The organism is Terriglobia bacterium, from assembly GCA_020072645.1.
Taxonomy (GTDB): Bacteria; Acidobacteriota; Terriglobia; order Terriglobales; family Acidobacteriaceae; genus Angelobacter.
The window spans coordinates 244,074-270,428 of the sequence record JAIQGK010000005.1; the positions used below are offsets into that span (position 1 = coordinate 244,074).

Sequence of the window (26,355 nt, forward strand, 5' to 3'; positions counted from 1 at the left end):
AAGTTGCCGGCGCGCGTGAGGATACCTTGGGCTTGTTCATCGATTGCGCGGTTTTCGACCACCTGAGCCTCCTCCGTGTCTCCGTGGTGGAATTTTCATCACCCAAGATTACTTTTTCGGTGAATCATCCGCGCTCACCAGCAACTTCACCACCGCATCCATCGCCGCCAACACCTTGCTCGCGGGCTGATTGTGATCGTTGCAGAAAATTGAAAACACAAACCGCTTACCGGTCCGCGTCTGTCCATAACCGGAAAGCGCATTCACATGGCTCAGCGATCCTGTTTTGGCGTGGATCAGACCGGCGGCTAGCGTTTTTTGAAAACGCTCAGACAACGATCCATCTACGCCGCTCACAGGCAATGACTCTTCAAACGCCGGTCCCCAGGGCTGGCGCGCTGCATAGATCAGCAACTGCACGGTCGCTGCGGGCGTGACCAGATCGCGCCGCGAAAGTCCTGAGCCGTCGAGGAAGGTAAACTCCTCTTCCTTAAGTCCGGCTTGCAACAGAAATTGTTTTACCGCGGCAACGCCGCCTTCAAATGATCCGCCATATCCGCGCAGCTTGCCTGCCAGACGAAGCGCAAGCTCAGCGTGCAGGTTCTCACTCACTTTGTTGGTCACGCGGATGTCATCCAGAAGTGGCCCGGAAAAATGCTCGGCCAGAATCTTATTGGTAGACGCTGGATTGAGGTCAGGCTCTTGCGGCGGTGTAGCTTGAGCTGCAGGGGCAATAACGACCGGTGCTGCTGCTCCTGTTGCTGGCGTGTTTAATGGTCGCGGAATCTGCTGATCAAAGAACTGCGCGTCATCTCCATGCCGTGCCCGCGTCTTGCCGCGAATGGTAATCCCGCGCCGTTCCAGCATCGTGCGGAAAAGCTGTGCCACAAACTCCGCCGGGTCTTCAATGGACATCGGCACCTTCATGCCGGCATCGCCCAGCGGCAGCGATCCCCAGAGCACAATTTTCTTCGATCCCAGATCGCGATGGATGCCAACCCGCTTCGGCACTCCCAGCGACGAAGTCACCACGCGATTATCCAGTTCGTAATAACTGGTCTCCGGTTCGACTGTGACGACTGCTTTGTCTCCCGGATGCTCGGCCGGAAGCACGTTGACGAACACCACGTTGTCATTAAACGTGAGCGCGGAAACCGGAGCGCCATCGATCCATTGCAGGTCGTCCCACGCCCAGCCTTCAGCGTAGCGCTCAAAGGCGTAAAACGTATCGTCGCCGATGATGTCGCCATCCACGATCTTGAGGCCGTTGTGCGCTACCTGATCGGCCATCTCTTCCAATATCTGCGTATGTGGAGCGACTCGCTGCGTCTTGAGCGCATACGGTATCACGCGGCCGGAAATGTTAGGATCGCCCCGGCCAAAAATCACCAGGTCGCCCAGCAGCCTGCCATTGTCATCTACTTTTCCTTCCGCTTCCACCGTGGTACGGAAGTGATAATCCGGCCCGGCAATGGCCAGCGCGGCAGCCGTGGTAAAAAGCTTTGCGTTGGATGCTGGAAGAAATAACTGGTCGGAGTTTTGCGAATAAAGCGCCTTGCCCGTTTCCAGATCAACCACATCGATGCCCCAGTGCGCGCGGCTGAGCGGAGGCTGACTGAGTACGCTGGCAATCTCTTGAGCCAAATCTTTTTTAGGCGCGGGCTTCTTTTCTCCGGCGGCGGAGAAGTGAAGCGACACAACCAGGACCAGCGCACACAGCGCTCTTGCTGAACGATGCAGCATGGGATTGCCGGAAATTATACAATCGCCGCCATGCAGAGACCTGTCTTTCAATGGCGGCTGCGCACGCGCACCGTGGATATTGGCCCGCGAACGCTGGTAATGGGCATCTTGAACGTCACGCCGGATTCATTTTCCGATGGCGGCCGATTTCTGGCGCGCGACCACGCCGTGGCCCACGCGCTGAAAATGCTGGACGAAGGCGCTGACCTGCTGGACGTAGGCGGAGAGTCCACGCGGCCGGGAACGCCGGTGGCGGAAAGTGGGATTCCCGCGGCAGAAGAATTGCGCCGCATCCTGCCGGTGATTGAAGACGTGCTGCGTGAGCGCCCGAATGCCATTCTCTCCGTAGATACCTACAAAGCCGAAGTGGCTCGCGCCGCCGTAAATGCCGGATGCGAGATTGTGAATGACGTGAGCGCCATGCGCTGGGACGAGCAGATGGCGGCAGCCGCCGTCGATCTGAACTGTGGCGTCATCCTCATGCACACGCGCGGACGTCCGCAGGAGTGGCGCAATCTCGAGCCTGCAGCCGATATCGTGGCCGAGGTGAAAACCGAACTGCGCGATTATGCGCAGGCCGCGCTGGACCACGGCATCGCCAAAGATCACATCATGCTCGACGTGGGCATTGGCTTTGGCAAGAAATTTGATCAGAACTATCCGCTGCTGGCCGGTCTGGACCAATTGCAGGAACTCGGCTTTCCGCTGCTGGTTGGGACCTCACGTAAATCTTTCATCGGGCGCACGCTTGCCCACGATGGCAAAGACGCGCCGCCCGACCAGCGTCTCAATGGCTCACTCGCCGCTGCCACAGCTTCCATTCTGAACGGCGCACACATGGTACGAGTGCATGACGTGAAAGCTGCGGTGGAAGCGGCAAAGATTGCCGATGAGATTTTGCGATTTAGTAAGTAGAGCACCTGGAGCGTGCGTTGAACGATGCAGCACAGCTATGTGCGGCTTTGTCGCTCCAACTCTTTGCACAGATAAATGATCTGCCCCGTGTGGTGGGAAATGTGTGCGACGCAGCGCAGGATGGCGGTGAAGCGGTCGCCGCAATCTTCAAACCCTTTGGCGGCGTATGTGGCCCCCCAATCTTGCTCAGACTGCTTCTGTAAAACCGCTGCAACGGTTGCTATCGCTGCATCAAATTCTGCCAGCAGCACGGCTTTCGGGGCGTGCGATGTATCTGTAAATTCCAGCGGACGGTTACGCACGTATCCTGTGCCGCCCATCTCAGCGCCAATGTAATAACTGAGGTTGCCGGTCAGGTGCAGCAGCAGATGGCCGATGCTGTTGCCGTAAAAATAAGGCCGCGTCCAGATTTGCTCGTCGGTCAGCGGCTCGACCAGCGCACGTATCTTCTGCACTGCTTCACGGTAATTGCGCTCAAAGTCGCGGACAAGGGTGGTATTGAGATCGCTCACGGAGGCGATTCTAACAAAAGTTCTGCGCTCGCTGTTTAGGATAGAATTTTCTATTGTCCACTAATCTTTTGGCGACTAGCCCCCAACCCGCACAGAAGGGCCGTGTCTTTCTCATGGACACGATGTCCTTCATCTTCCGCGCTTATCATGCCATGGCGCGGCAACGGCCCATGTCCACAAAAAAAGGCGTGCCGACGGCTGCGACCTTCGTTTTTGTAAACATGCTGCGCAAGCTGCGTGCGGACTTCAATCCTGAATACCTGGCAGCGGTGTTCGATGTCGCCGGACCTACGTTCCGTGACGAGCAGGCCAAAGCCGTCACCTCGGTCCGCAAGTTCGATATCAAGACGCAGACGTTCAAGGATGTCGAATACCTGGGTTACAAAGCCCAGCGCAAAGAAATGCCGCACGATCTCGTGCAGCAGGTGCCTTATATCCGGCGCGCGCTGGAGGCCTATCGCATTCCCATTCTCGAGTCGCAGGGCTTTGAGGCGGACGATGTGATTGGCACTCTCGGCCGCAAAGCTGCTGCGCAAGGCCATCAGGTTTTTGTCGTCTCAAGTGACAAGGACATGCTGCAACTGGTGAATGACAAAGTCTGCGTGCTGAATCCACCAAAAGATAATTTGATCTGCGATGCGAATAAGGTTGAAGAGATTCTTGGCGTTCGTCCCGAGCAGGTGATTGATGTGATGGCCCTTCGCGGCGACTCCATCGATAATATTCCCGGCGCGCCGGGCATTGGCGATAAAGGATCGGTCGAAATCATTAAGCGCTTTGGCACCCTTGAGAATGCGCTCGATCACGCCGGGGAGGTGGAGCGCAAAACCTATCGCGAATCGCTGCTGAACAATAAAGACACAATTCTGTGGAGCAAGCAGCTCGTCACCATTGACCAAAACGTGGATATCGCTCTGGATCTCGACAAGATGATTGCCGGCGAGCCGGACATGGACGCATTGCGCTCGCTCTTCAGCGAGCTTGAGTTCACCACGCTGCTGAAAGAACTTGTGCCGGTGATGGAGGTGCGAGAAACCGAATATCGCGAGCTGAAATCCCTGAGTGAACTGAAAGCGCTGGCCAAATCAAAAGCACCGCTGGCAATCGCGTTTGAATTTACAGCCGCTCCAAAATCCAAGGTCGAAGAAGAAGAGCCTGAAGAAGGCGAGCAGAAATCCGGAGACCTGCTTTTCGACGGTCCTCCATCGCCGGAAAGCAATGCTCTTGCGCCGCTCAAGCTGGCGCTCTCCGCCGAGCCCGGCAAGGCGTTTAGCATCGTGTTGGGCGATGACGAAATTTCCGCCGAATTAAAAAAGCTGCTCAGCGATCCCAAAATCCCCAAGGCTGTTCACGATTACAAATCCGCGCTGCGTCAACTGGAGGCGCATGGCGTAGAACTTGCGGGCGTTCGCGACGAGCCCATGCTGTATTCCTACATCATCAATCCCACGTACACAAACCACTCGCTGGCGGAAATTGCCGTGCGCAGCTTCAACCTCAAATTGTCCCTGGCCGTGCCGGAAGCGGCGGACGTTACTGGTCGCATTTCTCCAGTGCTGCGCAAAGAAGTTGAAGCCGCCGGACAGATGCGGCTCTATGAAGAGATCGACCTGCCGCTGGTTCCGGTGCTGGTACGCATGGAGCAGGCGGGCGTAAAGATCGATCGCAAGATGCTGGGCACCTTATCCGTCGATCTGGAAAAACAGTGCGCCGCAAAAGCAAGTGAGATACATGAGAAAGCCCGCGTCACGTTCAACATCAATTCTCCCAAGCAGCTTGGTGACGTGCTTTTCAACCAACTCAATCTTCCCAAGCCGATCAAATATGGTAAGGGCAAGACCATTTCCACCGCCGTTGACGTGCTGGAAGAACTTTCAGAAACGCATGAAGTGCCACGCCTGGTGCTGGATTATCGCCAGCTCTCCAAGCTCAAGAGCACATATGTTGACGCGCTGCCGGCGTTGATCGATCCGAAGAGCGGGCGGGTGCACACCACGTTCAACCAGACCGGCACTACCACGGGACGGCTATCATCGACCAACCCGAACCTGCAAAACATTCCCATCCGCACGGAACTGGGCCGCGAGATCCGCGCTGCGTTTATCGCCGAGCCGGGCTACTCCCTGCTTTCTGCTGATTATTCGCAGATTGAACTGCGGCTGCTGGCACATTTTTCTGAAGATCCGCTGCTGGTGGAGGCGTTCCGCAACGGCGATGACATTCATCGCCTCACTGCCTCGCAGGTGTTTGGCGTGCCGCCCATGCTGATTGATGCAGAACATCGCCGCCGCGCCAAGGCCGTGAACTTCGGGATCGTCTATGGACTCTCCGCCTTCGGCCTGTCGCAGCAGCTCGGCATTGACCAGCGTGAAGCCAAGAGGTTTATCGACGCATACTTTGAGAAATATGCCGGCGTGCGCCGCTACATTGATCGCACGCTGGAAGAGACACGCAAAGAGCAAAGCGTGAAAACACTATTTGGGCGCACGCGTCCCATCCCGGACATCAACAGCAAGAACGCCAACATGCGCGGCTTTGCCGAGCGCACCGCCGTGAATACTCCGCTGCAAGGCACCGCCGCCGACCTGATCAAGCTGGCCATGATCCAGATTGATGAAGAGCTGCGCTCACGCAAGCTGAAGTCACGCATGCTGCTGCAGGTGCATGATGATTTGTTGTTCGAGGTGCCGGAAAATGAAATCGAGCTGATGCGCGGTCTGGTGCGCGAGAAAATGGAAAACGTGCACAAGCTGAGCGTCCCGTTGCTGGTGGAACTGGGCGTGGGGCCTAACTGGCGCGACGTGAAGTAGTCCTCATCCTTGTGGACCTCGGCGCTGGCTCCGGCGAATCACATCCTTCATATAATGCGCATTGCGAATGCGATTGATATGCCACGCGCGCAGATAAGGCCGGAGAAATACTGAGTAAGCAAAGCGCGCCAGCGCAAAGAACATGAGCGGCAGCATGACCACCGCAAATAGATAGGCCACGACGTAAACTGCCCCGGCTGCAATTCCCACGCCGGAGCGCAACGCGGAACGAAGCATGGGAACAAACGCAAATGTCGCGAGAAGGATCAGGACAAAAACCACGGCCTTAGGTGACAGCCGCTTTTTTTGCGGAGGCACCAGTTCAATGGACAGAAGGCACACCCAGTCCTATGGCGGATTCCAGGGCCGCGGCAATCTGGCCGGCAATACGCTGGACAATCTCTTCCGTTTCCGCTTCCACCATCACCCGGGCCAGAGATTCCGTGCCGGAATAACGGACATTCACGCGGCCGTTTCCTTTCAGCTCTCGCTCCGCCTGTTCAATGGCCTGCATGACTTGCGGAAGCTGCTCAAGAGGACGCTTTTCTTTCACTCGGACATTTTTGATTGTCTGGGGAAAGACTTTCATGCCTGAAACAAGCTCAGCCAGCGGGCGTCCACTCGCCGCAACAATTCCCAGCACGCGAATGGCGGTGAGCAGGCCGTCACCGGTGGTGGCTTCGCGAGAAAGAATGATATGACCGGACTGTTCGCCGCCCAGCACAGCGCCGGTCTTGCGCATTTCTTCCAGCACATATTTATCGCCCACGGGAGCGCGCAGCATCTTGATGCCGGATTCGCGCAGCGCCGCTTCCAGTCCCATGTTGGACATGGTGGTGGCGACCACTGTTTCATTTGTTAACTCGTCGCGTTGTTTGAGGTCGCGCGCCAGCAGAAGCATCACGGCATCGCCATTCACAACGTGGCCGTCACTATCGGCAAACAGAGCGCGGTCAGCATCGCCATCAAAACAGATGCCAAGATCAGCGGTACGCGCCAGAACTTCCCGCGCAACAATCTCAGGATTTAGCGCACCGCAATTTTCATTGATGTTGCGGCCATCCGGCGTGCGATGCGTGAATTCAGTGTGTGCTCCGGAGCGCTTGAATATTTCCGGAGCAACGGTGCTGGCCGCGCCGTTGGCACAGTCCACGACAATATGCAGGCGTTCAGCGCCCGCGATGGTACGCGCCAGCCAGTTCAGGTAGTCATCGCGCAGCCCGGAGTTGCCGGGAAGCGAAGACTCTGCCTTGCTGTCCGGCGCGTGAGCGGCGTCTTCTTTCAGTAGCGCAAAGATTTCTGTTTCGATTTCCAGTTCAACTTCGTCTGGCAGCTTGAAGCCGTCAGGGCCAAAGACCTTGATTCCATTGTCGCGCCAGGGATTGTGCGAAGCAGAAATAACCACGCCGGCAGAAAAGCCATGAGTGTGCGTCAGGTAAGCGATGGTCGGTGTAGGGACCACACCAGCGCTGGCTGTCTCAACCTTGGAGGCACGCAGTCCTGCGGCCAGCGTATCGGCCATCCATCCGCTTGATTCGCGCGTGTCCTGCCCAATAACCACGCGACGCGGGCCGGCGGGAAGATGGTCGCCCAGTGCGCGACCAACCGCATAGACGGTCTTTTTGTCCAGCGGATATTCGCCGGCCACGCCTCGGATTCCATCCGTACCGAAAAGTTTTCTCATGATTTAGTTAGTACTTAGTGTTTAGTATTTAGCAATTGCGCGCAGGTTGCAAACGTTCCCGCGGGGGACGGCAGCTCAATCAGGAATCGTTTTCTTCACTTCAGCAGTGAACCTGCCTCGCGCCACCTGCGCGGAGATTTCAGAGCCCGCCGCAAGTTGTGACACGTCTTTCACCAACGCGCCACTTTCGTCGAAGACCAGCGCGTAACCGCGTTCCAGAATCTTGACCGGAGAGAGCGCATTGAGCTGCGCCGCGAGCCGCTCCATTCGCGAACGTCGCGCGGCCAGATATGACTGGAACGCATGCACCACGGTTTCAGTACCAGCATCGATCTGGCTTCGTACCACGGCCAGCGACCGTCGAAAATCAAAATGCCGCACGCGCGCTGCGGCGATATCGAGCCGGCGATGGTAGTCATGCAGCAATGTTCGATAGTTGGCTGCCAGCCGGTAGGACAGTTCATCCAGCCGTTGCGATCGACGGACCATCAGGTCCTGTATGCGCGCGAAAGCGCCGTGCTGCGCGAGTTCCTGTAAATGGTTGCGCGCCATCAGCAGGCGATAGCGCGTAGCACGGCCCAGCCGCTGGTGCAGATGCGCAAGGTGCTCGGCCAAGCGGTGCTTGGATTCAATTACCAGTTCAGCCGCGGCGGAAGGCGTGGGCGCACGCAGGTCGGCAACAAAGTCCGCGATGGTGAAATCAGTCTCATGTCCCACGGCGGAGATGACGGGGATTGCCGAGCCGAAAATCGTGCGGGCCAGCGTTTCATCGTTGAACGCGGCCAGGTCTTCAATCGATCCCCCGCCGCGCGCGATGATGATCACGTCTACGGTTTTGGCGCGATTGAAATGCTTGATGCCTGCCGCGACTTCCGCAGCCGCCGTCTCGCCCTGCACCTGTGCGGGATAAATCTGTATGCCCACATTTTCATGGCGGCGGGCAAGTATGTTGAGCATGTCCTGCAAGGCCGCGCCGCGCGGAGAAGTAACAAGGCCAATGCACCGGGGCAACGGCGGAATGGGCTTGCGTCGAGTAGCGTCAAACAAACCTTCCTGCGCCAACCTCGCTTTGAGCTGCTCAAAGGCTACTTGCAGCGCGCCCGCGCCCACGGGCTCCAGAAATTCGGCGGAAAGTTGCAGCTCACCACGCGCGTCATAGATGGTCACGCGTCCACGGGCGATCACCTGCATGCCGGCCTCGGGACGAAAGCGCAACAGCCGGGCCTGGCTGCGGAACATGACGATACGCAGCTGCGCGTCGCCATCTTTCAAAGTGAAGTAAAGATGGCCTGATTCCGCCGGGCGGAAGTTGGAAATCTCGCCTTCTACCCAAACGTCGGTATATGCCCGCTCAACCGTGGTACGAACGGCGCTGACCAGATCGGCAACGCGCCAGATGCGGCGAGCGGGCGTCTGCTCGAAGGTGAAGCCGAGTTGGCTTTCAGAAGACAACATGGCAGTTTAGCAGGGGCATGCCGCGAGCCTTTGCGGACCTCGAAGAATGGGAAACTCTAGAAAGGAATCAGAACTAGAAGCCTAAGCAAAAAGGGAAGCTGAAGCATTAGCTTGCAAAGCTATGCATGCTATGCTAGCATTGCTTAAATCGAGGTGGGCATGAAGTCAGATCTTACGCAATCTGTTTCCGATCTGATCAGAGATCACGTATCTGAAACCTATCTGAAGACCGCTATCCAGGAAGGAAAGACGACCTTCACAGTCAGCGTTGGCGCAGTGCATAAGGCGCTGCGGCTGGCGAATCGCGTCCCCCAAGTCTGTGCGGCCCTGGAATCCAGAAAACTGCTGGAAGAGAATCGACTGCGGATCGTGTCGAAGACTGGACCGCCTTCCGGCCAAAGCACAACGGTGACGTTCACATATGAAATTCTTTCTCTTGATGCAAAGACCCAGCCTCCAGCAAACCCTTTGGCAGGACTCCGTGGCGTAGCAAAGGACCTCTTCCGGCAATTAGGTGGCGGAGAGACTTTCATTCGACAAGAGCGCAGCAGTTTTACCGAAAAGTAAATCCCTAAAAGAAGGCGAATCCATGAGCCGGATCTACTGGGACACGATGCTGTTTGTTTACTGGCTGGAGGACCATCCAGTCTATGCAAAACGGGTGCGGCACATTCTCTCGAAAATGGAGGAGCGCCAGGACCGGCTTTGTACCAGCGCGTTTACGGCTGGAGAAGTCCTGGTGGGTCCGCACAAGATGAAGGCTTCAGCAATCGCAAAACAGATTCGTGACGTTTTTGAAAGCCCGTTCGTAGAAGTGCTGCCTTTCACTCTGGCCACCGCGGACCTTTATGCGCGGATCCGGGCGAACCATGGAGTTTCACCCGCCGACGCCATCCATCTAGCGTGCGCTTCCCAGGCTGCGACGGATCTCTTTCTTACGAATGACGCTGCGTTGACGAACAAGATTATTCCTGGCATTCACTTTATTGCGGGGTTGGATACCAATCTTTTTTAAAGTCTACTGAAGGCGCGACAGGACAACCAGCCAAGGAAAAAGCTGCGTCCCAAAATGGTCCTGGAACGCTGCATAAAAATCAGAAATTTGGCGCCAGCGTGAGCCTTCAGCGTTACGATCAGAAATCTGTAGGACTCTCTGGTCTCGGACGCAGGGAGTGGACTATACCACCTTTACTCAAGGAGCGAACCAATGTTTAGAAGAAGCATTATGGCCGCGATGCTCGCAGCCGCTCTTTCGGCGAGCGCTATATCTATCCATCAATTGAGAACCGGAACGCAGGCAATTGTGGCGTGTGGAAGTTTCTGCACTACCGGCGACATCTGTAAACGTCCATGCGGCTGCTGTTTTGGCGTGGGCGGCGGCACCGTGGGCACTTGCCAGCCGGAATGCCCAGCACCTGCCCGAAAAAACTAAGTAATTAAAAAGAAGAACGTGCGAAAATTCTGTTGGCCTCGATGTTCATGGCGGTGTTCTCGGTCAGTGCGCTTTCAGTCCACCAGGTTCTCCCGCACGACCGCCTGCGGGAGCCTTCGTGAAGACCACGGCCTGCGCAGCGCCATGCATGTGTTTTATCGTCAGCGGCACTACTGGTCTTTGCCAATTGGAAGGTCCTTCGCCTCCACCAGACGGTGTACGGAAATAGCATCGCGAGCGGGGGCCAGGATGAAACTTGTTGCATGGCCCCCCTTCGCTTTTAGATTTGCAGGAAGAGCTAGTGGTTGGCGTTGGAGGTTTCCGCAGCCTGCTTCAATTCCTGATTCACCTGTTCCAGCAGGTCCTTGGCTTTCTGAGCGTGACCACCCAGGTCCCACTCGTTGGCCTTCTGCGCGGCAATCACTTTGTCATAGGCTTGCGCGGACAGTTTCTGTGCCGCGGCAAGATTGGGGTGACGCTTGGGGTTGACATTTTTCGCTGGCTTCTGAGCGAACACGAAGCCGGTGCACAGCAGCGCCACGCACAATATGATTCCAATCCATCGGTTGCGTTTCATGGTTTCTCCTCGTCTCAATTTTTAATGATTTTCGATTCGCGGCTTTTTCGAGCGGAGCCCGGCGGGATTGAGGAATCCGATGTGCCGTCTTTCCGGCTGCCGCGCACAGCCAGAAATAAGCATCTACAAACGTGAGGGTAATTTGCAGGAAAATGATAAAGGGTTTGAACGGCTTAGGGAAGAAACTGTTAGAAGATTTTTTTGAGTATCAGCGGCCGCGCCCAAACAGCCAGAAAAGCAATGACAGCACCACGCTGATGATGATGCACGTGGAAAGAGGAAAGTAGAAGACAGAGTTTTTGCCGCGATAAACAAAATCGCCCGGCAGGCGGCCCAGCGGCAGATTGAAACGGCCTGCCAGCAGCAGGGCCGCGCCAACCAGAACGATCAGGCTGCCGAGCACCAGCAGCATTTTTCCCAACTCATTCATTTTTCAAACACTCATGACCTGCGGACACCCCAAGCAATGAAAATAGGGGACTTATACATCTATTTTCGAGGCAAATCCCATTGGAATGATTGTAGCCCTGAGTAATGTTCGAGAGCAGCTGCGAGCTAGTGGAAAGCTGATGACTTCAGTGGGTATGCCGCCGAACCGGGGCGTTGCCCGCCGACCTTCAGGACCTTCACGCTGCTGTTGAGATCGGAAGTGCCGACCAGAGCGATGGCGCCGCTCTCAAGGGCTACAGTTTGCATCTGCATGCCGTTGGACACTACGGCAATCGGTTCGTGACCGGGCTTGTGGGCGACGCGTCTTTTTCTCCAGTACTGCTGGAACTGCAAGTCACTCATATGCACAACACGGCGGAGAAGAACGTCCCGCTCCCTGGCGCTGGGAGCGCGCACAATTGGGACAATCTGCGTGCCATCTTTCCAGAACTGCTGTGTTCCCGGAAAGATATTGCGGAGTTCCGCGAGAGAGATCGACTGGGTGGAATTTCGCGTGTTGACGATTACGGCAATGCTGGTGTCGCGGGCAAAGAGATGCGGGGGGCTAAGAACGAGAGCAAGAATCCCGGCCGCTATCGCAAACGCTTTTCTGCGGATTGCCGCTTTCATAATTCTAAAAAACTCGGAGCCGAGTCATGAACGTCCCGGCCCCGCTTTGTTGATTATTTCCAGTATTGGTCGCGCAACTGCGTCTGCTTGCTGACCAGAGGAATTTCCTGGCCTTGAATGAAGACGTGTTTTACATCAGTCTTCACGTCCAGCGGATCGCCATTGGCCACAACGACGTTGCCCATCTTGCCGACGTCGAGCGAGCCGAGGTCCTTGTCCACGCCCCACATCTGCGCGGGATTGATAGTCAAGGCCTTGAGCGCTTCATCGGGCGGCAGTCCAAACCCGACAGCGTAACCGGCGGCATAAGGCAGGTTGCGCGACTGGTGCGCGTCATAAGAAGCAAACGCGATTTTCACGCCGCGCTTGGCCAGTTGCGCCGGAACGCTATAGACCGCGTCATACCGCTCTGATTCTTTGGGCTGCTCGTAAATGGGGCCGACGATCACGGGCAAGCCGGTGGCAGCGACTTTGTCCAGCAGGCTGGCGGAATGCGTCACATGGTTGAGAATTACCTTGAGGTGAAATTCATTCGCCAGATCCAGCGCCGTGAGCAGGTCGTTTGGCTGCTCAGCCGCCAGCACTACAGGTTTTTTGCCGTGCAGGTAAGGCAGAAGGGCCTCAAGTTTCAGGTCGCGCTTGGGAGGAGCGCCGGCCTTGTCCTTTTCTTTCGCGTCTGAACTGGACTTCTTCCTGTCATAGGCCGCAAGTTTCTGGTCGTAATCCAGCGCGTCAATAAATGCCTGGCGCAGCTGCGTTGCCATACCCATGCGGGTGAAGGGAAATTTGGCTTGCTCAAAGCTCTGGTTGCGGCGCTGGGCGCCAGTGAAGTTGAGAGGCATGGCGATATCGCGGATCGTCAGCATCTCTGAGGCGGATGCGCCGGCGAGCTGGATGAATGAATCCTGACCGGGCAGGGTGTCACCGCTGGCCGGAGCGACAATGGCGTTGGTAATGCCATTTAGGCGCGTTACGGGAATCAGCGCAGTCTCTGCATGGAAGGCATCGTAAACATGCATATGCGGCATGATCTCGTCGCTCATCTCGATTTCATCATTAGTCATGCGCTCGGCGGAAATCTCAGTCAGGCCCAGGTGAGTTTCTGAATCGATCAGTCCGGGATAGACCGTCATGCCGGTTGCGTCGATGACTTTTGCGCCGGAAGGGATTGCCGTTCCCGGGCCGCCGACAGCAGTGATGCGTCCGTTATGCATTACCACCACGCCGTTTTCAATAACGCCGTGCGTGATGGTAAGCAGCTTGCCACCTTTCAGCGCAATCGTCTCATTGGAAGCGGGAGTGGCGGCGTTTGAGTGGGCCGATCGTGCCGGAGCGGGCGCGGATTTAGTTTTCTTTGTTTGTGCGCTAAGGCTTTGCGCGGAAAAGCTCGCTACAAGGGCGATGATAATAATCAATTTTTTCAGCATGGTTACTGTACCTCCTTGTAGTGGGTAAGCCCGAGTCCGGGAAGCGAGCGGTCAAAGTAAAGATCGCCATCGATGAGAACCTTATCGACCAGCGCGGAAGAAGAAAGCGGGTAGCTGTTCCAGATTGAGATGTCCGCGTCTTTTCCCACGTCAATGGAGCCGACGCGATCATCAACGCCGATGATCCACGCGGGATTAATCGTGATGGCTCTCAGCGCTTCATCTTCCGTAAGGCCATAATGGATGGCCTTGCCGGCTTCCTGATTGAGGCGGCGGGTCACGTCTTCTGAATCGCTCTTGAGCGCAACGCGGACGCCTTTGTGCGCGGAGATGGCGGCGTTCCAGGGAATACCGTCCCACGCTTCATACTTAAAGCCCCACCAGTCTGGCCATGTGGCAATGGCCACGCCGTTGGCGGCGATCTTGTCGGCAACTTTGTATGCTTCAAGCGCGTGGTGAAACGCGCGGATCTTGTAGCCGAACTCCTTGGCCATGGCCATTTCGGTAAGGAACTCATCGGCGCGATAGCAATGGATCTGCACCAGCAGCTTGCCGCGAAGAATATCGGCCAGCGCTTCCAGCTTCAGGTCCTTCTTGGGCGGCGTGGCGTCCTTGTCGCCTTTTTTCACTTTGGCGTCGTAGTCGTCCCATGTGCGCATGTACTCGCGGGCTTCAATGAATGACGCACGCATCACCTCAAAGTTGCCCATGCGTGTGGAAGGCAGCTGGTTCCTGCTGCCATAGACGCGCTTTGGATTCTCGCCGCTGGCAAACTTGATGGACTGCGGCGCGCCTGGGAAGAGCAGTTCGTCGCGACCGAGGCCATACTTGTGCTTGATCACAATGGCCTGCCCGCCAATCATGTTGGCTGAGCCGTGCAGCAGCAGTGATGTGGTAACGCCGCCGGCCAGCGCGCGATAAATTGCCTTGTCGTTGTAGTCAAAGGCGTCGCGCATCATCATCTGCGGCGTGATGGGACTGGTGGCTTCGTTCACGTCGTCATCGAGCGCGATGTGCGAGTGTGAGTCAATAATGCCGGGCATCACGAACTTTCCGGTGGCATCGATCACGGTTGCGCCGGCCGGAGCATCCACGCTCTGCCCCACGGCGGCAATCTTCCCGTTGTGGATGTAGATACTGCCGTTTTCGATCTTGCCGTGGGTCACCGTGAGAATCGTCCCGCCCTTGATGACCACGTCATTGTGAATTGCCGGCGTTTCCGGCGCGGGCTTTTTGTTGGGCGTGGCGTTGTCGGTGACCGCGTTGGCTTTGGATTCAGTTCCGGGAGTGGCTTGCTCCGGACTGGCAGGGTTTTGCGATGCGGGCGAAGGCTGCTGCGTGTTCTGGGGCTGCTGCGCAAAAGCAAAACTGCTTAGCACCCAACACAATGACAGCAACATCGCACGATACAGATGAGGGCGATGCGGCATAGGCTTGAACTCCGAGGGAGGGAATGAAAGAACCCGCGATTCTATGGGAGCAAATAGCAATTGGCAATGGAATTGAGAAGTGCATTTCGTCCCAGCAAGCAGTGGCCGACGGCATTCAACTAAAAACACTTAACCGCAACGGACGCAAAGGTCGCAAAGGAACCGGAAACCCAAAATTCTTTCTTCCTTAGCGTCCTTCGCGCCCTTTGCGGTAAATGGGTTTAGCTGAATGATGATTGCTGAGTGCTAAAGTATCCCCATGCGAGCCGTAGTCCAGAGAGTGAGCCGCTGCCGCGTGACCGTTGAGGGCAACGTTGTCGGCGAAATCGGTACCGGACTCCTGGTGCTGTTGGGCGTGAGCAAGGCCGACAATGAAGCCGCGGCGGATTACCTGGTGGAAAAGATCGTGGCCCTCCGCATTTTTGAAGATGCTGAGGGCAAGATGAATCGTTCTGTACAAGACTCCGGCGGCGCGGTGCTGGTGGTTTCACAATTCACGCTCTATGGCGACGTGCGGCGGGGCAAGCGTCCGTCGTTTGACGCAGCGGCACGGCCCGAAGAGGCCAAGCGGCTGTACGAATATTTTGTCGGCAAAATCCGGACGGCCGGACTGCGCTGCGAAACAGGACAATTCCAGGCCATGATGGAAGTTGAGCTGGTGAACAGCGGGCCGGTGACGATCCTGCTGGATTCGGAGAAACAATTCTAAATTCTTACCGCGGATGAACACGGATCAAGGCGGATCAAACACGGCAGAAACAAAGCTCAGCGGCTCCCGATGCAGATCTCTTCACCGCGGATGATAGACGCAGAACGAGTCAATGCAGGACCGGTAGCGATCATGCTGGATTCACAAAGAGCATTTTGAGCGTCGCGAGACACTTCAGCGCTGGAATGGATATTCGTTTATCCAGTGGAAACCGCGATTCACCAAATTGAACTTGTCGCGGTCCACGAGCTTCAATTTCATCTCAACCTGATGGCCATCCATGGAGCCGGCCAGGACAAGCTGGTCGGGGGCAGGACGAGTGTAGGTTAGGGCGGCTTTCCAGTTCTTGTCCGCAGGCTTGGTCAAGCCAATCGTATGTTCTTTCTCATTGATGGCTGATCCGTATCCGGCAAAGGTGTCATCCGGCCGCTGGAATGACGTGAAGGTAGGGAAATCAAAGACCACGCGACGCCAGCGGTCCTTGTCAGTAAACAACGGAGAGCGCAGCTGGCCGTCAACCGACATCTCATCGACATTCCAGATGCCATACAGCGCGGACTTGGGTCGCCCGCCACCATAGGTGTGCCAAGCCTGAATTCCCGAATAAACACCCATGCCGAGCAGGTACAAGCCAAATACAACCTGCAAAGCCACGGCCACACGGTTGGCGCGCGCGGAGCAAAATAGAGCGGATTGTCGCGAAGGAGCTGCGGCGCGGTCAGTAAAGAAGAAGTCGATCATTCTGCGCGCATCGGGGACCAGCAGGAAGAGAGAAAACAGGATCAGATGAAAGGAGAATAGTTTCACCGGCACGTCATAGGTCATATTCAGCATGAAAACCTGAATCATGTCCGCCAGGCAGACCAGCGCTCCAAGGGGCGTGGTCCGCGGGGTCAGGAGCAAAATGCCTCCCACAGTTTCAGCGCAACCGGCAAAAATCTCATAGGAACGTGAAGCTCCAATCGACGACCACAGTACCGCCATCGGCGAGAAGTTGCCGTAAGGCTCCAGCAGGCGCGTGAGATAAGGAAAGGGCATCTGCAAGGGAATCGCCTTGGCAAGGCCGTACAGAAACATCTCTGAAGCAAGCGCGAAGCGCAACGCCAATCGGAACCACTTGTGGAAAGTCACGTAGTTGGGGCGACGGCGATCCAGAATCGACCAAACGAGCGTGATCACCGAGGCAATCACCAGCAGGCAGAAAGCCAGAACCCAGTCGAATGTCTTGTCACCGCTGCCGCTGCCGGTGTAAACGAGTTCATGCTTGACGCGAAATACATGGCTGGCGGTCCAGAAGGTGATGTGCCGCAAGGGCCAGAGAGAAGATAGCTCGGGAATATTTACTTTTGGGATGAGAAACAGCCCGCCCAGAATCTGGTTGCTCAGGCTGAAGAGAATGAAATAAGCAACGCAGAATCGAAAAGCGATGCGGGAAGCAAGCCCCCAATGCTCCACCGGAGCGGGAGATTCGGATTGGGGAAAGGCCTGAGATTCCGCCGATTGAACAGCATCGGTTGTAAGAGCAACTTGAGCGTAGTCTGCCAAAGGTCACCTCCCGAACACCCGCGCTTTTGGCTGAAAAAAGTGCTGTTATTATGCCATTGCCAGCAGATCTCCGTCGCGCAGAATGCGTATTTTTTAGCAGCATTGCTGCTCGATTCCACGATGGCGTCTGGTACCATGCTCCCGCTATGAAAATTAGCCTTTTCCTGTTTTTGCTCTTCTCGCTGGCAAGCTTTGCTCAATCGCGGCCTGCCGCCGCCGGTGACGAAACGCAACAACTTCTGCAGGCGCTGGCCGATGCGCCCGGGCCTTCCGGCTTTGAAGAGCCAGTGCGCAAGATCATGGTTGAGCGCATGAAGCCGATGGCAGAAAAGTTGAGCTATGACGGCCTTGGCTCCGTGATCGCCGTGCAGGGCACAAGCGGCCCGCGCATTATGGTGGACGCGCACATGGACGAATTGGGCGGGATGGTGCGGCGCGTGACTAATGATGGCTATCTCACTATGCAGATGCTGGGTGGCTGGCTGGACCAGGCGCTGGTGGATCAGCGCTGGACAATTATTGGATCGAAAGGGCCGGTGCGGGCGATTACCGGCATTCGCGATATTCATATCGTTCCGCAGGAAGAGCGAACCAAGGTCTATCCGCGTGAATCGCTCTTTCTTGACGTGGGCGCGAAGAACGCGGCTGAAGTTGCCGCGCTGGGGCTGGAGCCGGGTGATCCTGTGGTTCCGGACGCGCCGTTCGCGGTGATGAACGGAAGCCAGAATTACCTGGGCAAGGGCTGGGACGACCGCGTGGGCTGTGCCGTGGTGATTGAGGCCATGAAGAAGCTGGCGCACGCCCCGCATCCGAACCAGATTTTCTGGGTGGCGACGGTGCAGGAAGAAATCGGTGTGCGCGGCGCGCATACCTCCAGTGAAATTGTGAAGCCGGAGATTGGCATTGCCATTGAAGGCGGCGTCACGCGCGACGCGCCCGGAGTGCACCCGGAAGAAGCTCAGGAGCTGCTCGGAGGCGGGCCGGCGATTTTTCTGTATGACTCCAGCGCACTGCCAAACCTGAAATTGGTCTCGCTGATCAAGCAGACAGCGAAAGAAAAAGTCATCCCGTTGCAAAGCGACCTGATCCAGGGCTATGGCGACGATTCGTCCGAGATGCAGAAGAGCAACGGCGGCGCGCCAACCGTGAACATGGTCGTCCCGGTGCGCTATACGCACTCGCACAACGGCATCATGAACCGCGGCGACTTTGACAAGATGGTGGACCTGCTAGTGGCGGTGCTGCAAAAGCTGGACGCAAAGACCGTGGCGAATTTGAAGGATTTCACGCCGCAGTAAAATGCCACCGCAGAGGCCGGGAGAGCGCAGAGAAAGACATTAGCCGCGAATTGCGCGAACAAACGCGAATCTGATTTTGGGTTCGTTTCTATTCGTATTGATTCGCGGCTAAAATTTTTCCGAATCATTCTGAGGAGTACTAAGATTTTCCAACTGCCGCCGCCAATCTAGTTCTTCAACGAAAGCCGCTGACTGACGCCAGCCGGCTTTGACCTTTACAAACAATTCCAAGTAGACCTTTTTCCCGAAGCGCTTTTCCAGTTCCATCCGCGCGGAGGTGCCCATCTGCTTGAGCTTCTGGCCGCCTTTGCCGATGAGGATGGCCTTCTGGCTATCGCGTTCGCAAAAGATGGCGGCGGCAATGCGCAGCAGTTTGGGCAGATCTTCAAATCGCTCAACGATGACAGCCGTGGCATAAGGCACTTCTTTACCGGTCTGGAGCAGAACTTTTTCCCGGATGATTTCTGATGCCAGGAAGCGTTCCGGCTGGTCAGTGAGTTGATCTTCAGGAAAATACGGCGGGCTTTGCGGCAGCGCGCGAATGACTTTATCGAGCAGCACTTCAAGCCCTTCTCCCTTCAAGGCCGAGATGGGAATAACTTCCTGGAATGCGTGGAGCTTGCTGTAACGCTCGATTACCGGCAGCAGGCGCTCTTTGTGGAGGCGATCAACTTTATTCAGCAGCAGAATGACAGGCGCGCCGGAGTGCTTGACGAGTTCAAGGACTTGTTCATCGGCGGGACCAAAGCGGTCCGTGGCGTCAACCAGTAGCAGAACAAGGTCGCGGCTCTCAAGAGCGGCGTGAATTTCCTGCATCATCTTGCGGTTAAGGCGGCTATCCGGTTTGTGGACTCCGGGCGTGTCGATAAAAACGATCTGACCTCCGGGGCGCTTGCCTTTTGGCTTGACGTTGAGAATGCCCTGGATGTTCATGCGCGTGGTCTGCGGCTTTTCCGTGACGATGGCGATTTTCTCACCGACCAGTGCGTTGAGCAGCGTGCTTTTACCGGCGTTGGGACGCCCGATGATGGATACGAAACCTGAGTGCGGCTGCGGCATTTATGCCTCTCGCTGTCGCGGAGAAGAATCAGCTTGCTCCGGCTGCGACCGGCAAACCCTGACCTTTTCTATTTTGCGATCTGTGGATTCAAGGATTTCAAAACGGAGACCTTCATCTTCAACGACTTCACCGGGCTGGGGAATTCGTCCAGCGATGGCGCTGACCAGACCGCCGACTGTGGTGGTATCGCGCTGGTCAAGGCGCATATCAAAAAGGTCCTGAAGGCGGCCAACGTCCACTGTGCCCTGCATCACGTAAGCGTGGTCGCCTTCACGGATGATGTCATGCGAAAACTCATGCTCGTCGCGAATTTCACCGACGATTTCCTCCACTAGGTCCTCCAGCGTGACCAGGCCCGCGACGGAGCCATATTCGTCAATGACGATGGCCATGTGGATGTTGTCTTTCTGCATTTCACGGAGAAGCTGTGAGGTCATCTTGGTTTCAGGCACGAAGAGCACTGGACGCACGAGCTTGGCGACGGTGGTGGTGCGAGCATCGGCTTCAGGAAGCTGGATGAGATCATGCGCCAGCACCATGCCTTCAATTTGGTCGATGCTGGTGGAAAATACGGGCACGCGGGAATGCGGCTTGTCACGCAGCATGGACGTAAATTTTTCAATGGTCGTGGTGGACGGTACGGCAAAGATGTTAGGCCGGGGCGTCATCACGTCACGAACAGTCTTGTCGCCAAACTCAACCACGGACTGAATGAGTTGGCGGTCACCCTCTTCCAGAATACCTTCTTCTTCCGCGGCTTCAATCAGCGCGTCCACGGCTTCTGAAGGATGCTCAGGTTCTTCTGGCTCATGTGGCTCCGCCAGCGCGGCCACGGAGAGCCCGAAACCAAGAACGACGGTGATGGGCAGCATGAGATAGATCAGGACTTGCAAGAGCGGAATGAATTTCACCAGCCACACGCCGCGCGTCCGGGTGAACAGCATGTAAGGCAGCAGGCGGTTGCAAACAATAATGACCAGAATGATGCCGATGATCGCCTGCACGGTTTCCGGCCAGGTCCAATGCGGGTCTCGAAAGACAAGATAGCCGATGATGAAGGCGACAGATGCCGTGCTGAGCTGCGTGAGGACAGAAAAAGTAAGAGCTGCGCGCTGGCTGGAACGAAGCAGACGCGGCTCGACAAGATTTTCAAAGGCCTCAATGTTTTCCTGAAATTCACGGCTCAGGAACTTGCCGCTTTCGGTGTAGAGCCGCTCGACATACGAGACGAGTACAAGCAGCGCGCAGAGCAGGAGAACGACCGTGTATAGAGCGACGAGGGTCATGGCTTGCTCCTGCGGCGGATGCTGGCTGCGCGTTTGGCGGCGGGTTTGCGGCGAGCTTTGACCGTTGGTTTAGCTTTAGTCGGTGTGCCGCTGGAATGCGTGCGGTCGATCAACGAAGCAGGCAGTTTGAGTTGAGAGCGCATGCGAGATTCCACGCGGGCCATGCGTCCATTGTCGGACTCATGATCGTAACCAGCAAGATGCAGCATGCCGTGCAGCACGAGTATTTTTAATTCATTGGCAAAGCTGTGGCCGAAGCGCTGAGCGTTTTCGAGTGCGATTTGCGCGGAGATGGCGATGTCACCGCCGGATGGTCGAGGGAAAGAGAGGACATCAGTAGGCTTGTCTTTGCGGCGGAAACGCCGGTTCAGGTCGCGCAGGCGTTTGTTGGTAGCGATCAGAATATCGACTTCGCCCTGGACCTCCGCGAGTTTTTGCGCGCGTCGGGCAAAGCGCTGGAGCTGCGCAGCGCTTACGCTGCGGGGAGAAGCGCCGGAGATAGGTGGATCGAAAATTACCATCGTCGGACCGTGCAATGTGAAACAAGCAAATTGGAAAACATGGCCGTCAAAACAAAGCGGGAGGGCCAGCCGCCCTCCCGCCAATATTCTACTAAATTGCTACTGTTGCAGAGGGGGCTCGTTGGGCTCCTGCTGCGGCTGCACCTCGCGCGGCAGTTCCAGCGACATTTGCTGGCTGCGCGACCGTTCGTCGTAAGCGCGGACGATGCGCTGGACGAGGTGATGGCGGACGACGTCTTCCTCAGTAAAATAGTTGAAGAAAATTCCTTCCACGGGCTTGAGCACATCCGCGGCCTCAAGCAGGCCGCTGCGCTTGGCGTTAGGCAGGTCAATCTGCGTTACGTCGCCGGTGATTACTGCCTTGGAGTTGAAGCCCATGCGCGTCACAAACATCTTCATTTGTTCAGGTGTCGTGTTCTGGGCTTCGTCCAGGATGATGAATGAATCATTCAGCGTGCGACCGCGCATAAAAGCAATCGGCGCAATCTCAATCACGTTCTTTTCCAGGAATCGATCAACCCTCTCCGGCTCCATGAGGTCATACAGCGCGTCATACAGCGGACGCAAATACGGATCGACTTTCTCCTGCAGAGTTCCGGGCAGAAAGCCCAGACGCTCACCGGCTTCCACCGCGGGCCGCGCCAGGATGATCCTGTTTACCTTCTTCGCGTTGAGTGCCGACACAGCCATCGCCACGGCCAGGTACGTCTTGCCCGTTCCTGCCGGCCCGATGCCAAACACCATGTCATATTTTTCAATGGCGTCAATATAGCGACGCTGATTCATGCTCTTAGGCTGCACCTGCCGCTTGCCAAACGACCGCTGCTTTCCCGCCTCAGCCATGCCACGCAGCGTCGCCGTCGAGTCGGCCACCACAACGCGCAGCATTGAACTCAAATCAGCGTCAGTAAATTCCTGCCCAGTACTGCCCAGGTGATCAAAGTCGGTAAAGATCTGCTCAGCGCGGGCCACGTCCCGGGCGGCGCCTTCCAGTTGTACGGAATCGGATTTCAGGTCAATGTTTACGTTCAGGCCGCTCTCCATCAGCAGGAGATTCTCATCGCGGATACCAAACAGCTTCTGTATATTCGGGACGATTTCTATATTTTTCTTCATTCAGTTTTTTGGGGTTACCCTCTCATGGCGCACTAGTCGCCAGACTCCGTGCTCGCGCACAGAGAACATAAGATTGCTTTGTGCATGGAAACGCAGGATCGTTGGCCCACCGGAACGCGGAGGTAATACCATTGGCCTGAGAGTACCGCCGTTATTTGCCCAAGTCAACAAAGTTCATGCGGCTTTTACACCACTTTAACATTAGATGCTCGACGGCCGCTTTCGGCAGCAGAATTAAGCATCCAGCGCCTCCGCCCTTTTCCCATTTCCGATGTCCAGGTTGACGTGGTTTACGGGGTTATTCTCTCTGCGTATGTCTCTTAGTTCCGATTTCCAAATTGACGTGGCTAGGACAGGCGCTAATCCCTCTACATCTCTCTTAAGTTCGATCTCCAGGTTGACTTAACTTACGACGTTTAATTTCTCCGCGTCCTCTCATCTCGTTTTTCCACTGACGTCTGACCGCTCCGGCTGCTCATCTTAGCCACAAACCTTAGAGACAATTCGTATATATCCCAACCACTACCGGCTTGGACTTCACATTGCCCGCTTTATCCAGATTGACCCTGAGTCCAATCAACGCTTCGTCGGTTCCACATCCTGTCGGCGAGCATCCCGTGGTGTAAATCGTCCCGGTTGCACTGGAACGATCAAAGGTAATTGGAAACTTATTTTCTGCGAAGAACCGGACTACATCCTCCTTCTTCGTGCCAATTTTCAATTGTTCGAGCGCCGCTCGCTCCAGCGACTTCACTCGTGCCTGATAAGCAACACCGCGTTGCTTGCAGACCGTTGACCTGTAGCGGCATCCTGTTATCAACCAGCACACAATCAGCACTGAAATCGAAGTCAACACTGCTCTTTTCGTGCCATTCATGCCGCTCATTCTAAGTCCTTCTTTGTTCCTGATCTGCGGCCATCTGCGTAATCTGCGGCGAACTGGCTTGCCCTTCTGCCTAATCCGCGGCAAGCCCTCCCCCGCTCCCGCCATTGACCCAACCGCATAAACCCAAGTAAAATAGCATCTTCGGCTTGACCCTCCGAAAAACTCTTTATTTTGATAGGAACCATACAGTCACAATGGCAAATCATTTTTCTGCGCTCAAGCGTGCGCGCCAAACCACCAAACGCACGGAAGACAACCGCTCTAACACCTCCCGTCTGCGCACCGCGCTGCGCAAGCTGCGTGAGACCCTCGCCACCGGCGACTCCAAGGCGGCGAATGAAGCCTTCGGCAACACCGTTTCCATGATCGATAAAGCCGTGAAAAAGGGCGTCATCCACAAGAACACCGGCTCACGGTATAAATCCCGCCTTAGTGCCCGCGTGGCCGCGGTCAAAAAGTAGATTTTCGCGAGTAGCTCCGGTCTATTGGTTTAACCGGTTCTTTCTCCTCATAAGGAACCAATCAATGACCAATAAGCATGAACCTGAAAATGCGATCCGTCCTGAAGACGCTGCAGCGCTCACCAAGGATACGCGCGAGAAGCCGGGCATAACAAAACGTGAGTTGACCGCCGGTGAGCGCAATCATGAATTGCTGCCCCAGCCGCTGGTAAAGATCGTAAACTACAAAACTGGTGACGTTACCCAGGCATCGCTGGCGCAACTCAACCAGCAGATGCGCGCGTTTCGCAAGGTCATCCTGCTTATTGAGGACCAGCCCGCTTTTTCTGACACTTGTACCAGGGCCCTGCATGAGCTCGGTTATGACGGCGTACAGCTGATCACCCGTGTACAGGAAGCTGAGAACCATCTCGACGATATAGTGTCGAACCTGACCGAAGCGCCCGCAGCCATCGTCCTGGATCTGGGCCTTGGCCTGGATAGCGGCTTTACTCTGTTGCGCAAATGCCATGCTGAGCCTCGGTTGCAGCAGGTTCCCATTCTGGTCTGGACGAAACATACTGATGATCTTTCAAGAACGTTCAGCAACTATCTTGGAGCCAAGGACTTTCTGGTGAAATCCGGCGATCCCCAGCAACTGCGGGATGCCCTGAAACGGCTCATGACCCCAAACGCGGCCCCAAAATCTCAACCTGCCTGAGCCACCCGGTCTGCAGCGCATTCCGCAGGCTTTCTCAAAATTCGCGTTTTTCGCGTTCATTCGCAGCTAATTTTTACGTCCCGATCAGGGTGTGTGCCCTAAACCGGCAATTCTTCCTGCTGCCACTCTGTCGGCACAACCTTGGGCTCTTCGCAGAGTTGGATCACAAGGTTTTCCAGCACTAGGCGCTTGCTCGGAGCATTTGATCGCAGAGCCAGATCGGCGCGGGCGATCAGCTTCAATGCGCGGGTAAGATCGCGGCGGGATTTATAGCGGCGGGCCTGGCGGATCACGTCTTCCGCGGCAAACGGAGGCAGGCGGAAGCCCTGCCACAGCGCCTGCCAGATAGCGCGCGAGTCGCGGACGTTTTTTTCCAGAATCACCAGCATCTGGCGGAAGGTGCGTGCCAGCATATAAAGGTGGCCGATGGCGGCGTCATCGCCTTCGCTCGTCGAGAGCAGCGCGTCCAGCACGCTGAGTGCGCGCGTCTTGTCGCGTGCGGAGATGGCATCAGTGAGTTCGTATAACGACCGCTGCTTGGCTGCCAGGACCATGGTTTCCACATCGCCCAGCGTGATGTGTTTTTTCTCGGCGACATAGAGAACCAATTTTTCCAGTTCATGGCTCACCAGCATCATGTCCGCGCCCAGCGCGTCGATCAATTCGCGGGCCGCGTCCTGATCAACTTTTACGTTTTCTTTCTGCGCCTGGTCGATGATCCAACGCATGCCGTCAGCTTCTTCCACGCGCGCCAGCTCCACGATGCCGCAATATTCGCCCAGGGTTTCACGGATGCGCTCAAAGCGGTCTTTGTCCTGCATCTCCATGCGACGCACGTCGGAGGGAATGCTGATGTGGTCTGCGACGAAAATGATCACCGCGTCCGGATTCGGATCTTTCATGTAGGCTTCAATGGCGGCAAATTCGTCGGCATGCGATCCGCGCCCGTAAAGCTCTTTGACCCCTCGGACAAAGAAGACCTGAAAAGGCGCCATGAGCGAAGGCGTGCGCGCGCGGTCCAGCACCTCCGCAACGCTCACCTGCGCCAGATCAAGATCATGCAGGCTGAAGTCGCGCATATCGGCAGGGACAAGGTGCTGCAACAGCGCCTGGCGGCATTGGTCACGAAAGAAAACTTCATCGCCAATGAGCACATACGCCGGACGAAGCTTGCGGCCCGCGACTTCAGACGCGAACTTTTCCGCCGGAGCAAAGCTTCTTCCCGGGCCGGGCATCAGAAGGCCTCCAGAATGTCACCTACTAAAGTGCGGGCAAAGTCCTGCGACATGCGCTGCAGCGCCGGAGTCTCTTCCTCAAAAAAGCTGGTGACTTCACGCGATACCTGGTACTGCTGCCGAAACGTGTAATTCTGGTTCTCAAAGAATGTGTGGCCGGTGTGATCGACCAGCGAAACTTTCATTGACACGGTAACCACGGCGCTGGAGATGCGTCCGGTCTGCGCGTCATAAGTCAGCGGCGCGGCCTGCGCTGAGACGACCGTGCCTTTGAGCACGGCATCGGCGGATTTTCCGGCGTCATTGGCGATCTGGTAATGCGTGCGCGCCAGAAATTCGCGGACAACATCGCGCGTGAGTATCTGCTCAATACGGTACGTCTGCGTCTGGTTCACAAACACCGGCACGGCGATGGTGCGCACGCTGGCCGGGATGCGCGTGGCGTGTCCGGCAGTGTGATAGCCGCAGCCAGATATCGGCAAGGCCATGGCCGC

The 26,355-nt window shown here is 56.3% G+C and carries 26 protein-coding genes; 8 read left to right on the forward strand and 18 right to left on the reverse strand.

Annotated features, from left to right (window positions below; genetic code table 11):
• Positions 1-108: 108 nt before the first annotated feature.
• Positions 109-1,743 carry a D-alanyl-D-alanine carboxypeptidase/D-alanyl-D-alanine-endopeptidase gene (dacB, locus tag LAO76_09640; protein ID MBZ5491179.1) on the reverse strand — a complete coding sequence of 545 codons (1,635 nt, stop codon included), beginning with the start codon at positions 1,741-1,743 and terminating at the stop codon, positions 109-111.
• 99 nt (positions 1,744-1,842) lie between these two features.
• On the opposite strand from dacB, the gene folP reads away from it, so the two are divergent.
• On the forward strand, positions 1,843-2,658 hold the full coding sequence (gene folP / locus LAO76_09645; GenBank protein MBZ5491180.1) for a dihydropteroate synthase: 816 nt from the start codon (positions 1,843-1,845) through the stop codon (positions 2,656-2,658).
• 35 nt (positions 2,659-2,693) lie between these two features.
• Here the strand turns inward: folP and LAO76_09650 are convergent, their stop codons facing one another.
• On the reverse strand, positions 2,694-3,170 hold the full coding sequence (locus tag LAO76_09650; GenBank protein ID MBZ5491181.1) for a DinB family protein: 477 nt from the start codon (positions 3,168-3,170) through the stop codon (positions 2,694-2,696).
• Between the two features lie 113 nt (positions 3,171-3,283).
• Between LAO76_09650 and polA the strand changes: the two genes are divergently transcribed.
• Positions 3,284-5,980: a DNA polymerase I gene (polA, locus tag LAO76_09655; protein ID MBZ5491182.1), complete on the forward strand. Its 2,697-nt coding sequence runs from the start codon at positions 3,284-3,286 to the stop codon at positions 5,978-5,980.
• A 3-nt stretch (positions 5,981-5,983) separates the two neighbouring features.
• Here the strand turns inward: polA and LAO76_09660 are convergent, their stop codons facing one another.
• The 3 genes from LAO76_09660 to xseA all read right to left on the reverse strand — a co-directional run bounded on the left by LAO76_09660 (position 5,984) and on the right by xseA (position 9,116).
• Positions 5,984-6,322, reverse strand: a complete 339-nt coding sequence (locus tag LAO76_09660; protein MBZ5491183.1) for a hypothetical protein — start codon at positions 6,320-6,322, stop codon at positions 5,984-5,986.
• Positions 6,303-7,664, reverse strand: a complete 1,362-nt coding sequence (gene glmM / locus LAO76_09665) for a phosphoglucosamine mutase (GenBank protein ID MBZ5491184.1) — start codon at positions 7,662-7,664, stop codon at positions 6,303-6,305. The genes LAO76_09660 and glmM overlap by 20 nt, the downstream gene beginning before the upstream one ends.
• Positions 7,665-7,739: 75 nt before the next feature.
• A complete protein-coding gene (gene xseA / locus LAO76_09670) occupies positions 7,740-9,116 on the reverse strand; it encodes an exodeoxyribonuclease VII large subunit (protein MBZ5491185.1) in 1,377 nt (458 codons plus the stop codon).
• A 162-nt stretch (positions 9,117-9,278) separates the two neighbouring features.
• Between xseA and LAO76_09675 the strand changes: the two genes are divergently transcribed.
• Together LAO76_09675 and LAO76_09680 are read left to right on the forward strand one after the other, a co-directional pair.
• Positions 9,279-9,686: a hypothetical protein gene (locus tag LAO76_09675; GenBank protein MBZ5491186.1), complete on the forward strand. Its 408-nt coding sequence runs from the start codon at positions 9,279-9,281 to the stop codon at positions 9,684-9,686.
• Positions 9,687-9,708: 22 nt separating this feature from the next.
• Positions 9,709-10,134, forward strand: a complete 426-nt coding sequence (locus LAO76_09680; GenBank protein MBZ5491187.1) for a PIN domain-containing protein — start codon at positions 9,709-9,711, stop codon at positions 10,132-10,134.
• 715 nt (positions 10,135-10,849) lie between these two features.
• On the opposite strand, the gene LAO76_09685 is transcribed toward LAO76_09680, so the two are convergent.
• From LAO76_09685 to LAO76_09705, 5 genes are all read right to left on the reverse strand, one after another.
• A complete protein-coding gene (locus tag LAO76_09685; GenBank protein ID MBZ5491188.1) occupies positions 10,850-11,128 on the reverse strand; it encodes a hypothetical protein in 279 nt (92 codons plus the stop codon).
• Positions 11,129-11,336: 208 nt separating this feature from the next.
• Entirely contained in the window at positions 11,337-11,558 is a 222-nt protein-coding gene (locus LAO76_09690) for a DUF2905 domain-containing protein (GenBank protein MBZ5491189.1), read from the reverse strand.
• Positions 11,559-11,683: 125 nt separating this feature from the next.
• On the reverse strand, positions 11,684-12,187 hold the full coding sequence (locus tag LAO76_09695; GenBank protein ID MBZ5491190.1) for a hypothetical protein: 504 nt from the start codon (positions 12,185-12,187) through the stop codon (positions 11,684-11,686).
• A gap of 53 nt (positions 12,188-12,240) precedes the next feature.
• Positions 12,241-13,614: an amidohydrolase family protein gene (locus tag LAO76_09700; protein MBZ5491191.1), complete on the reverse strand. Its 1,374-nt coding sequence runs from the start codon at positions 13,612-13,614 to the stop codon at positions 12,241-12,243.
• Positions 13,615-13,616: 2 nt separating this feature from the next.
• A complete protein-coding gene (locus tag LAO76_09705) occupies positions 13,617-15,014 on the reverse strand; it encodes an amidohydrolase (protein ID MBZ5491192.1) in 1,398 nt (465 codons plus the stop codon).
• Between the two features lie 289 nt (positions 15,015-15,303).
• Here LAO76_09705 and dtd point away from each other — a divergent pair, with 289 nt between their 5' ends.
• The gene (gene dtd, locus LAO76_09710; GenBank protein ID MBZ5491193.1) at positions 15,304-15,753 is read left to right on the forward strand and encodes a D-tyrosyl-tRNA(Tyr) deacylase; all 450 of its coding nucleotides are present in this window, start codon (positions 15,304-15,306) and stop codon (positions 15,751-15,753) included.
• A 174-nt stretch (positions 15,754-15,927) separates the two neighbouring features.
• Here the strand turns inward: dtd and LAO76_09715 are convergent, their stop codons facing one another.
• Positions 15,928-17,298: a DoxX family protein gene (locus LAO76_09715; GenBank protein MBZ5491194.1), complete on the reverse strand. Its 1,371-nt coding sequence runs from the start codon at positions 17,296-17,298 to the stop codon at positions 15,928-15,930.
• Positions 17,299-17,444: 146 nt separating this feature from the next.
• Between LAO76_09715 and LAO76_09720 the strand changes: the two genes are divergently transcribed.
• Positions 17,445-18,596, forward strand: coding sequence for a M42 family metallopeptidase (locus tag LAO76_09720; protein ID MBZ5491195.1), 1,152 nt, complete (start codon positions 17,445-17,447; stop codon positions 18,594-18,596).
• A 108-nt stretch (positions 18,597-18,704) separates the two neighbouring features.
• Here the strand turns inward: LAO76_09720 and era are convergent, their stop codons facing one another.
• The 5 genes from era to LAO76_09745 form a co-directional block, all read right to left on the reverse strand.
• On the reverse strand, positions 18,705-19,655 hold the full coding sequence (gene era / locus LAO76_09725; protein MBZ5491196.1) for a GTPase Era: 951 nt from the start codon (positions 19,653-19,655) through the stop codon (positions 18,705-18,707).
• On the reverse strand, positions 19,656-20,942 hold the full coding sequence (locus tag LAO76_09730; GenBank protein MBZ5491197.1) for a hemolysin family protein: 1,287 nt from the start codon (positions 20,940-20,942) through the stop codon (positions 19,656-19,658). It abuts the gene before it with no gap.
• Positions 20,939-21,463 carry an rRNA maturation RNase YbeY gene (ybeY, locus tag LAO76_09735; GenBank protein MBZ5491198.1) on the reverse strand — a complete coding sequence of 175 codons (525 nt, stop codon included), beginning with the start codon at positions 21,461-21,463 and terminating at the stop codon, positions 20,939-20,941. The genes LAO76_09730 and ybeY overlap by 4 nt, the downstream gene beginning before the upstream one ends.
• Before the next feature lie 99 nt (positions 21,464-21,562).
• Positions 21,563-22,579: a PhoH family protein gene (locus LAO76_09740; protein MBZ5491199.1), complete on the reverse strand. Its 1,017-nt coding sequence runs from the start codon at positions 22,577-22,579 to the stop codon at positions 21,563-21,565.
• A gap of 493 nt (positions 22,580-23,072) precedes the next feature.
• The gene (locus LAO76_09745) at positions 23,073-23,465 is read right to left on the reverse strand and encodes a hypothetical protein (protein ID MBZ5491200.1); all 393 of its coding nucleotides are present in this window, start codon (positions 23,463-23,465) and stop codon (positions 23,073-23,075) included.
• A 194-nt stretch (positions 23,466-23,659) separates the two neighbouring features.
• Between LAO76_09745 and rpsT the strand changes: the two genes are divergently transcribed.
• Both rpsT and LAO76_09755 read left to right on the forward strand, forming a co-directional pair.
• Positions 23,660-23,926 carry a 30S ribosomal protein S20 gene (gene rpsT, locus LAO76_09750; GenBank protein ID MBZ5491201.1) on the forward strand — a complete coding sequence of 89 codons (267 nt, stop codon included), beginning with the start codon at positions 23,660-23,662 and terminating at the stop codon, positions 23,924-23,926.
• A gap of 64 nt (positions 23,927-23,990) precedes the next feature.
• Complete coding sequence (locus LAO76_09755) at positions 23,991-24,626, forward strand: response regulator (protein MBZ5491202.1); 636 nt, start codon at positions 23,991-23,993, stop codon at positions 24,624-24,626.
• A gap of 98 nt (positions 24,627-24,724) precedes the next feature.
• Here LAO76_09755 and holA read toward each other — a convergent pair whose 3' ends face one another.
• Both holA and LAO76_09765 read right to left on the reverse strand, forming a co-directional pair.
• Positions 24,725-25,861, reverse strand: a complete 1,137-nt coding sequence (gene holA / locus LAO76_09760; protein ID MBZ5491203.1) for a DNA polymerase III subunit delta — start codon at positions 25,859-25,861, stop codon at positions 24,725-24,727.
• Positions 25,861-26,349: a hypothetical protein gene (locus LAO76_09765; GenBank protein ID MBZ5491204.1), complete on the reverse strand. Its 489-nt coding sequence runs from the start codon at positions 26,347-26,349 to the stop codon at positions 25,861-25,863. The genes holA and LAO76_09765 overlap by 1 nt, the downstream gene beginning before the upstream one ends.
• Positions 26,350-26,355: the final 6 nt, after the last annotated feature.

Bases quoted from the DNA above. Each gene is read 5' to 3' on its own strand.
- dacB (MBZ5491179.1), bottom strand. From the start codon at position 1,743: ATGCTGCATCGTTCAGCAAGAGCGCTGTGTGCGCTGGTCCTGGTTGTG.
- folP (MBZ5491180.1), top strand. From the start codon at position 1,843: ATGGGCATCTTGAACGTCACGCCGGATTCATTTTCCGATGGCGGCCGA.
- polA (MBZ5491182.1), top strand. From the start codon at position 3,284: ATGGACACGATGTCCTTCATCTTCCGCGCTTATCATGCCATGGCGCGG.
- glmM (MBZ5491184.1), bottom strand. From the start codon at position 7,664: ATGAGAAAACTTTTCGGTACGGATGGAATCCGAGGCGTGGCCGGCGAA.
- LAO76_09675 (MBZ5491186.1), top strand. From the start codon at position 9,279: ATGAAGTCAGATCTTACGCAATCTGTTTCCGATCTGATCAGAGATCAC.
- LAO76_09680 (MBZ5491187.1), top strand. From the start codon at position 9,709: ATGAGCCGGATCTACTGGGACACGATGCTGTTTGTTTACTGGCTGGAG.
- LAO76_09685 (MBZ5491188.1), bottom strand. From the start codon at position 11,128: ATGAAACGCAACCGATGGATTGGAATCATATTGTGCGTGGCGCTGCTG.
- LAO76_09690 (MBZ5491189.1), bottom strand. From the start codon at position 11,558: ATGAATGAGTTGGGAAAAATGCTGCTGGTGCTCGGCAGCCTGATCGTT.
- LAO76_09695 (MBZ5491190.1), bottom strand. From the start codon at position 12,187: ATGAAAGCGGCAATCCGCAGAAAAGCGTTTGCGATAGCGGCCGGGATT.
- LAO76_09700 (MBZ5491191.1), bottom strand. From the start codon at position 13,614: ATGCTGAAAAAATTGATTATTATCATCGCCCTTGTAGCGAGCTTTTCC.
- LAO76_09705 (MBZ5491192.1), bottom strand. From the start codon at position 15,014: ATGTTGCTGTCATTGTGTTGGGTGCTAAGCAGTTTTGCTTTTGCGCAG.
- dtd (MBZ5491193.1), top strand. From the start codon at position 15,304: ATGCGAGCCGTAGTCCAGAGAGTGAGCCGCTGCCGCGTGACCGTTGAG.
- LAO76_09720 (MBZ5491195.1), top strand. From the start codon at position 17,445: ATGAAAATTAGCCTTTTCCTGTTTTTGCTCTTCTCGCTGGCAAGCTTT.
- era (MBZ5491196.1), bottom strand. From the start codon at position 19,655: ATGCCGCAGCCGCACTCAGGTTTCGTATCCATCATCGGGCGTCCCAAC.
- LAO76_09730 (MBZ5491197.1), bottom strand. From the start codon at position 20,942: ATGACCCTCGTCGCTCTATACACGGTCGTTCTCCTGCTCTGCGCGCTG.
- ybeY (MBZ5491198.1), bottom strand. From the start codon at position 21,463: ATGGTAATTTTCGATCCACCTATCTCCGGCGCTTCTCCCCGCAGCGTA.
- LAO76_09740 (MBZ5491199.1), bottom strand. From the start codon at position 22,579: ATGAAGAAAAATATAGAAATCGTCCCGAATATACAGAAGCTGTTTGGT.
- LAO76_09745 (MBZ5491200.1), bottom strand. From the start codon at position 23,465: ATGAGCGGCATGAATGGCACGAAAAGAGCAGTGTTGACTTCGATTTCA.
- rpsT (MBZ5491201.1), top strand. From the start codon at position 23,660: ATGGCAAATCATTTTTCTGCGCTCAAGCGTGCGCGCCAAACCACCAAA.
- LAO76_09755 (MBZ5491202.1), top strand. From the start codon at position 23,991: ATGACCAATAAGCATGAACCTGAAAATGCGATCCGTCCTGAAGACGCT.
- holA (MBZ5491203.1), bottom strand. From the start codon at position 25,861: ATGCCCGGCCCGGGAAGAAGCTTTGCTCCGGCGGAAAAGTTCGCGTCT.
- LAO76_09765 (MBZ5491204.1), bottom strand. From the start codon at position 26,349: ATGGCCTTGCCGATATCTGGCTGCGGCTATCACACTGCCGGACACGCC.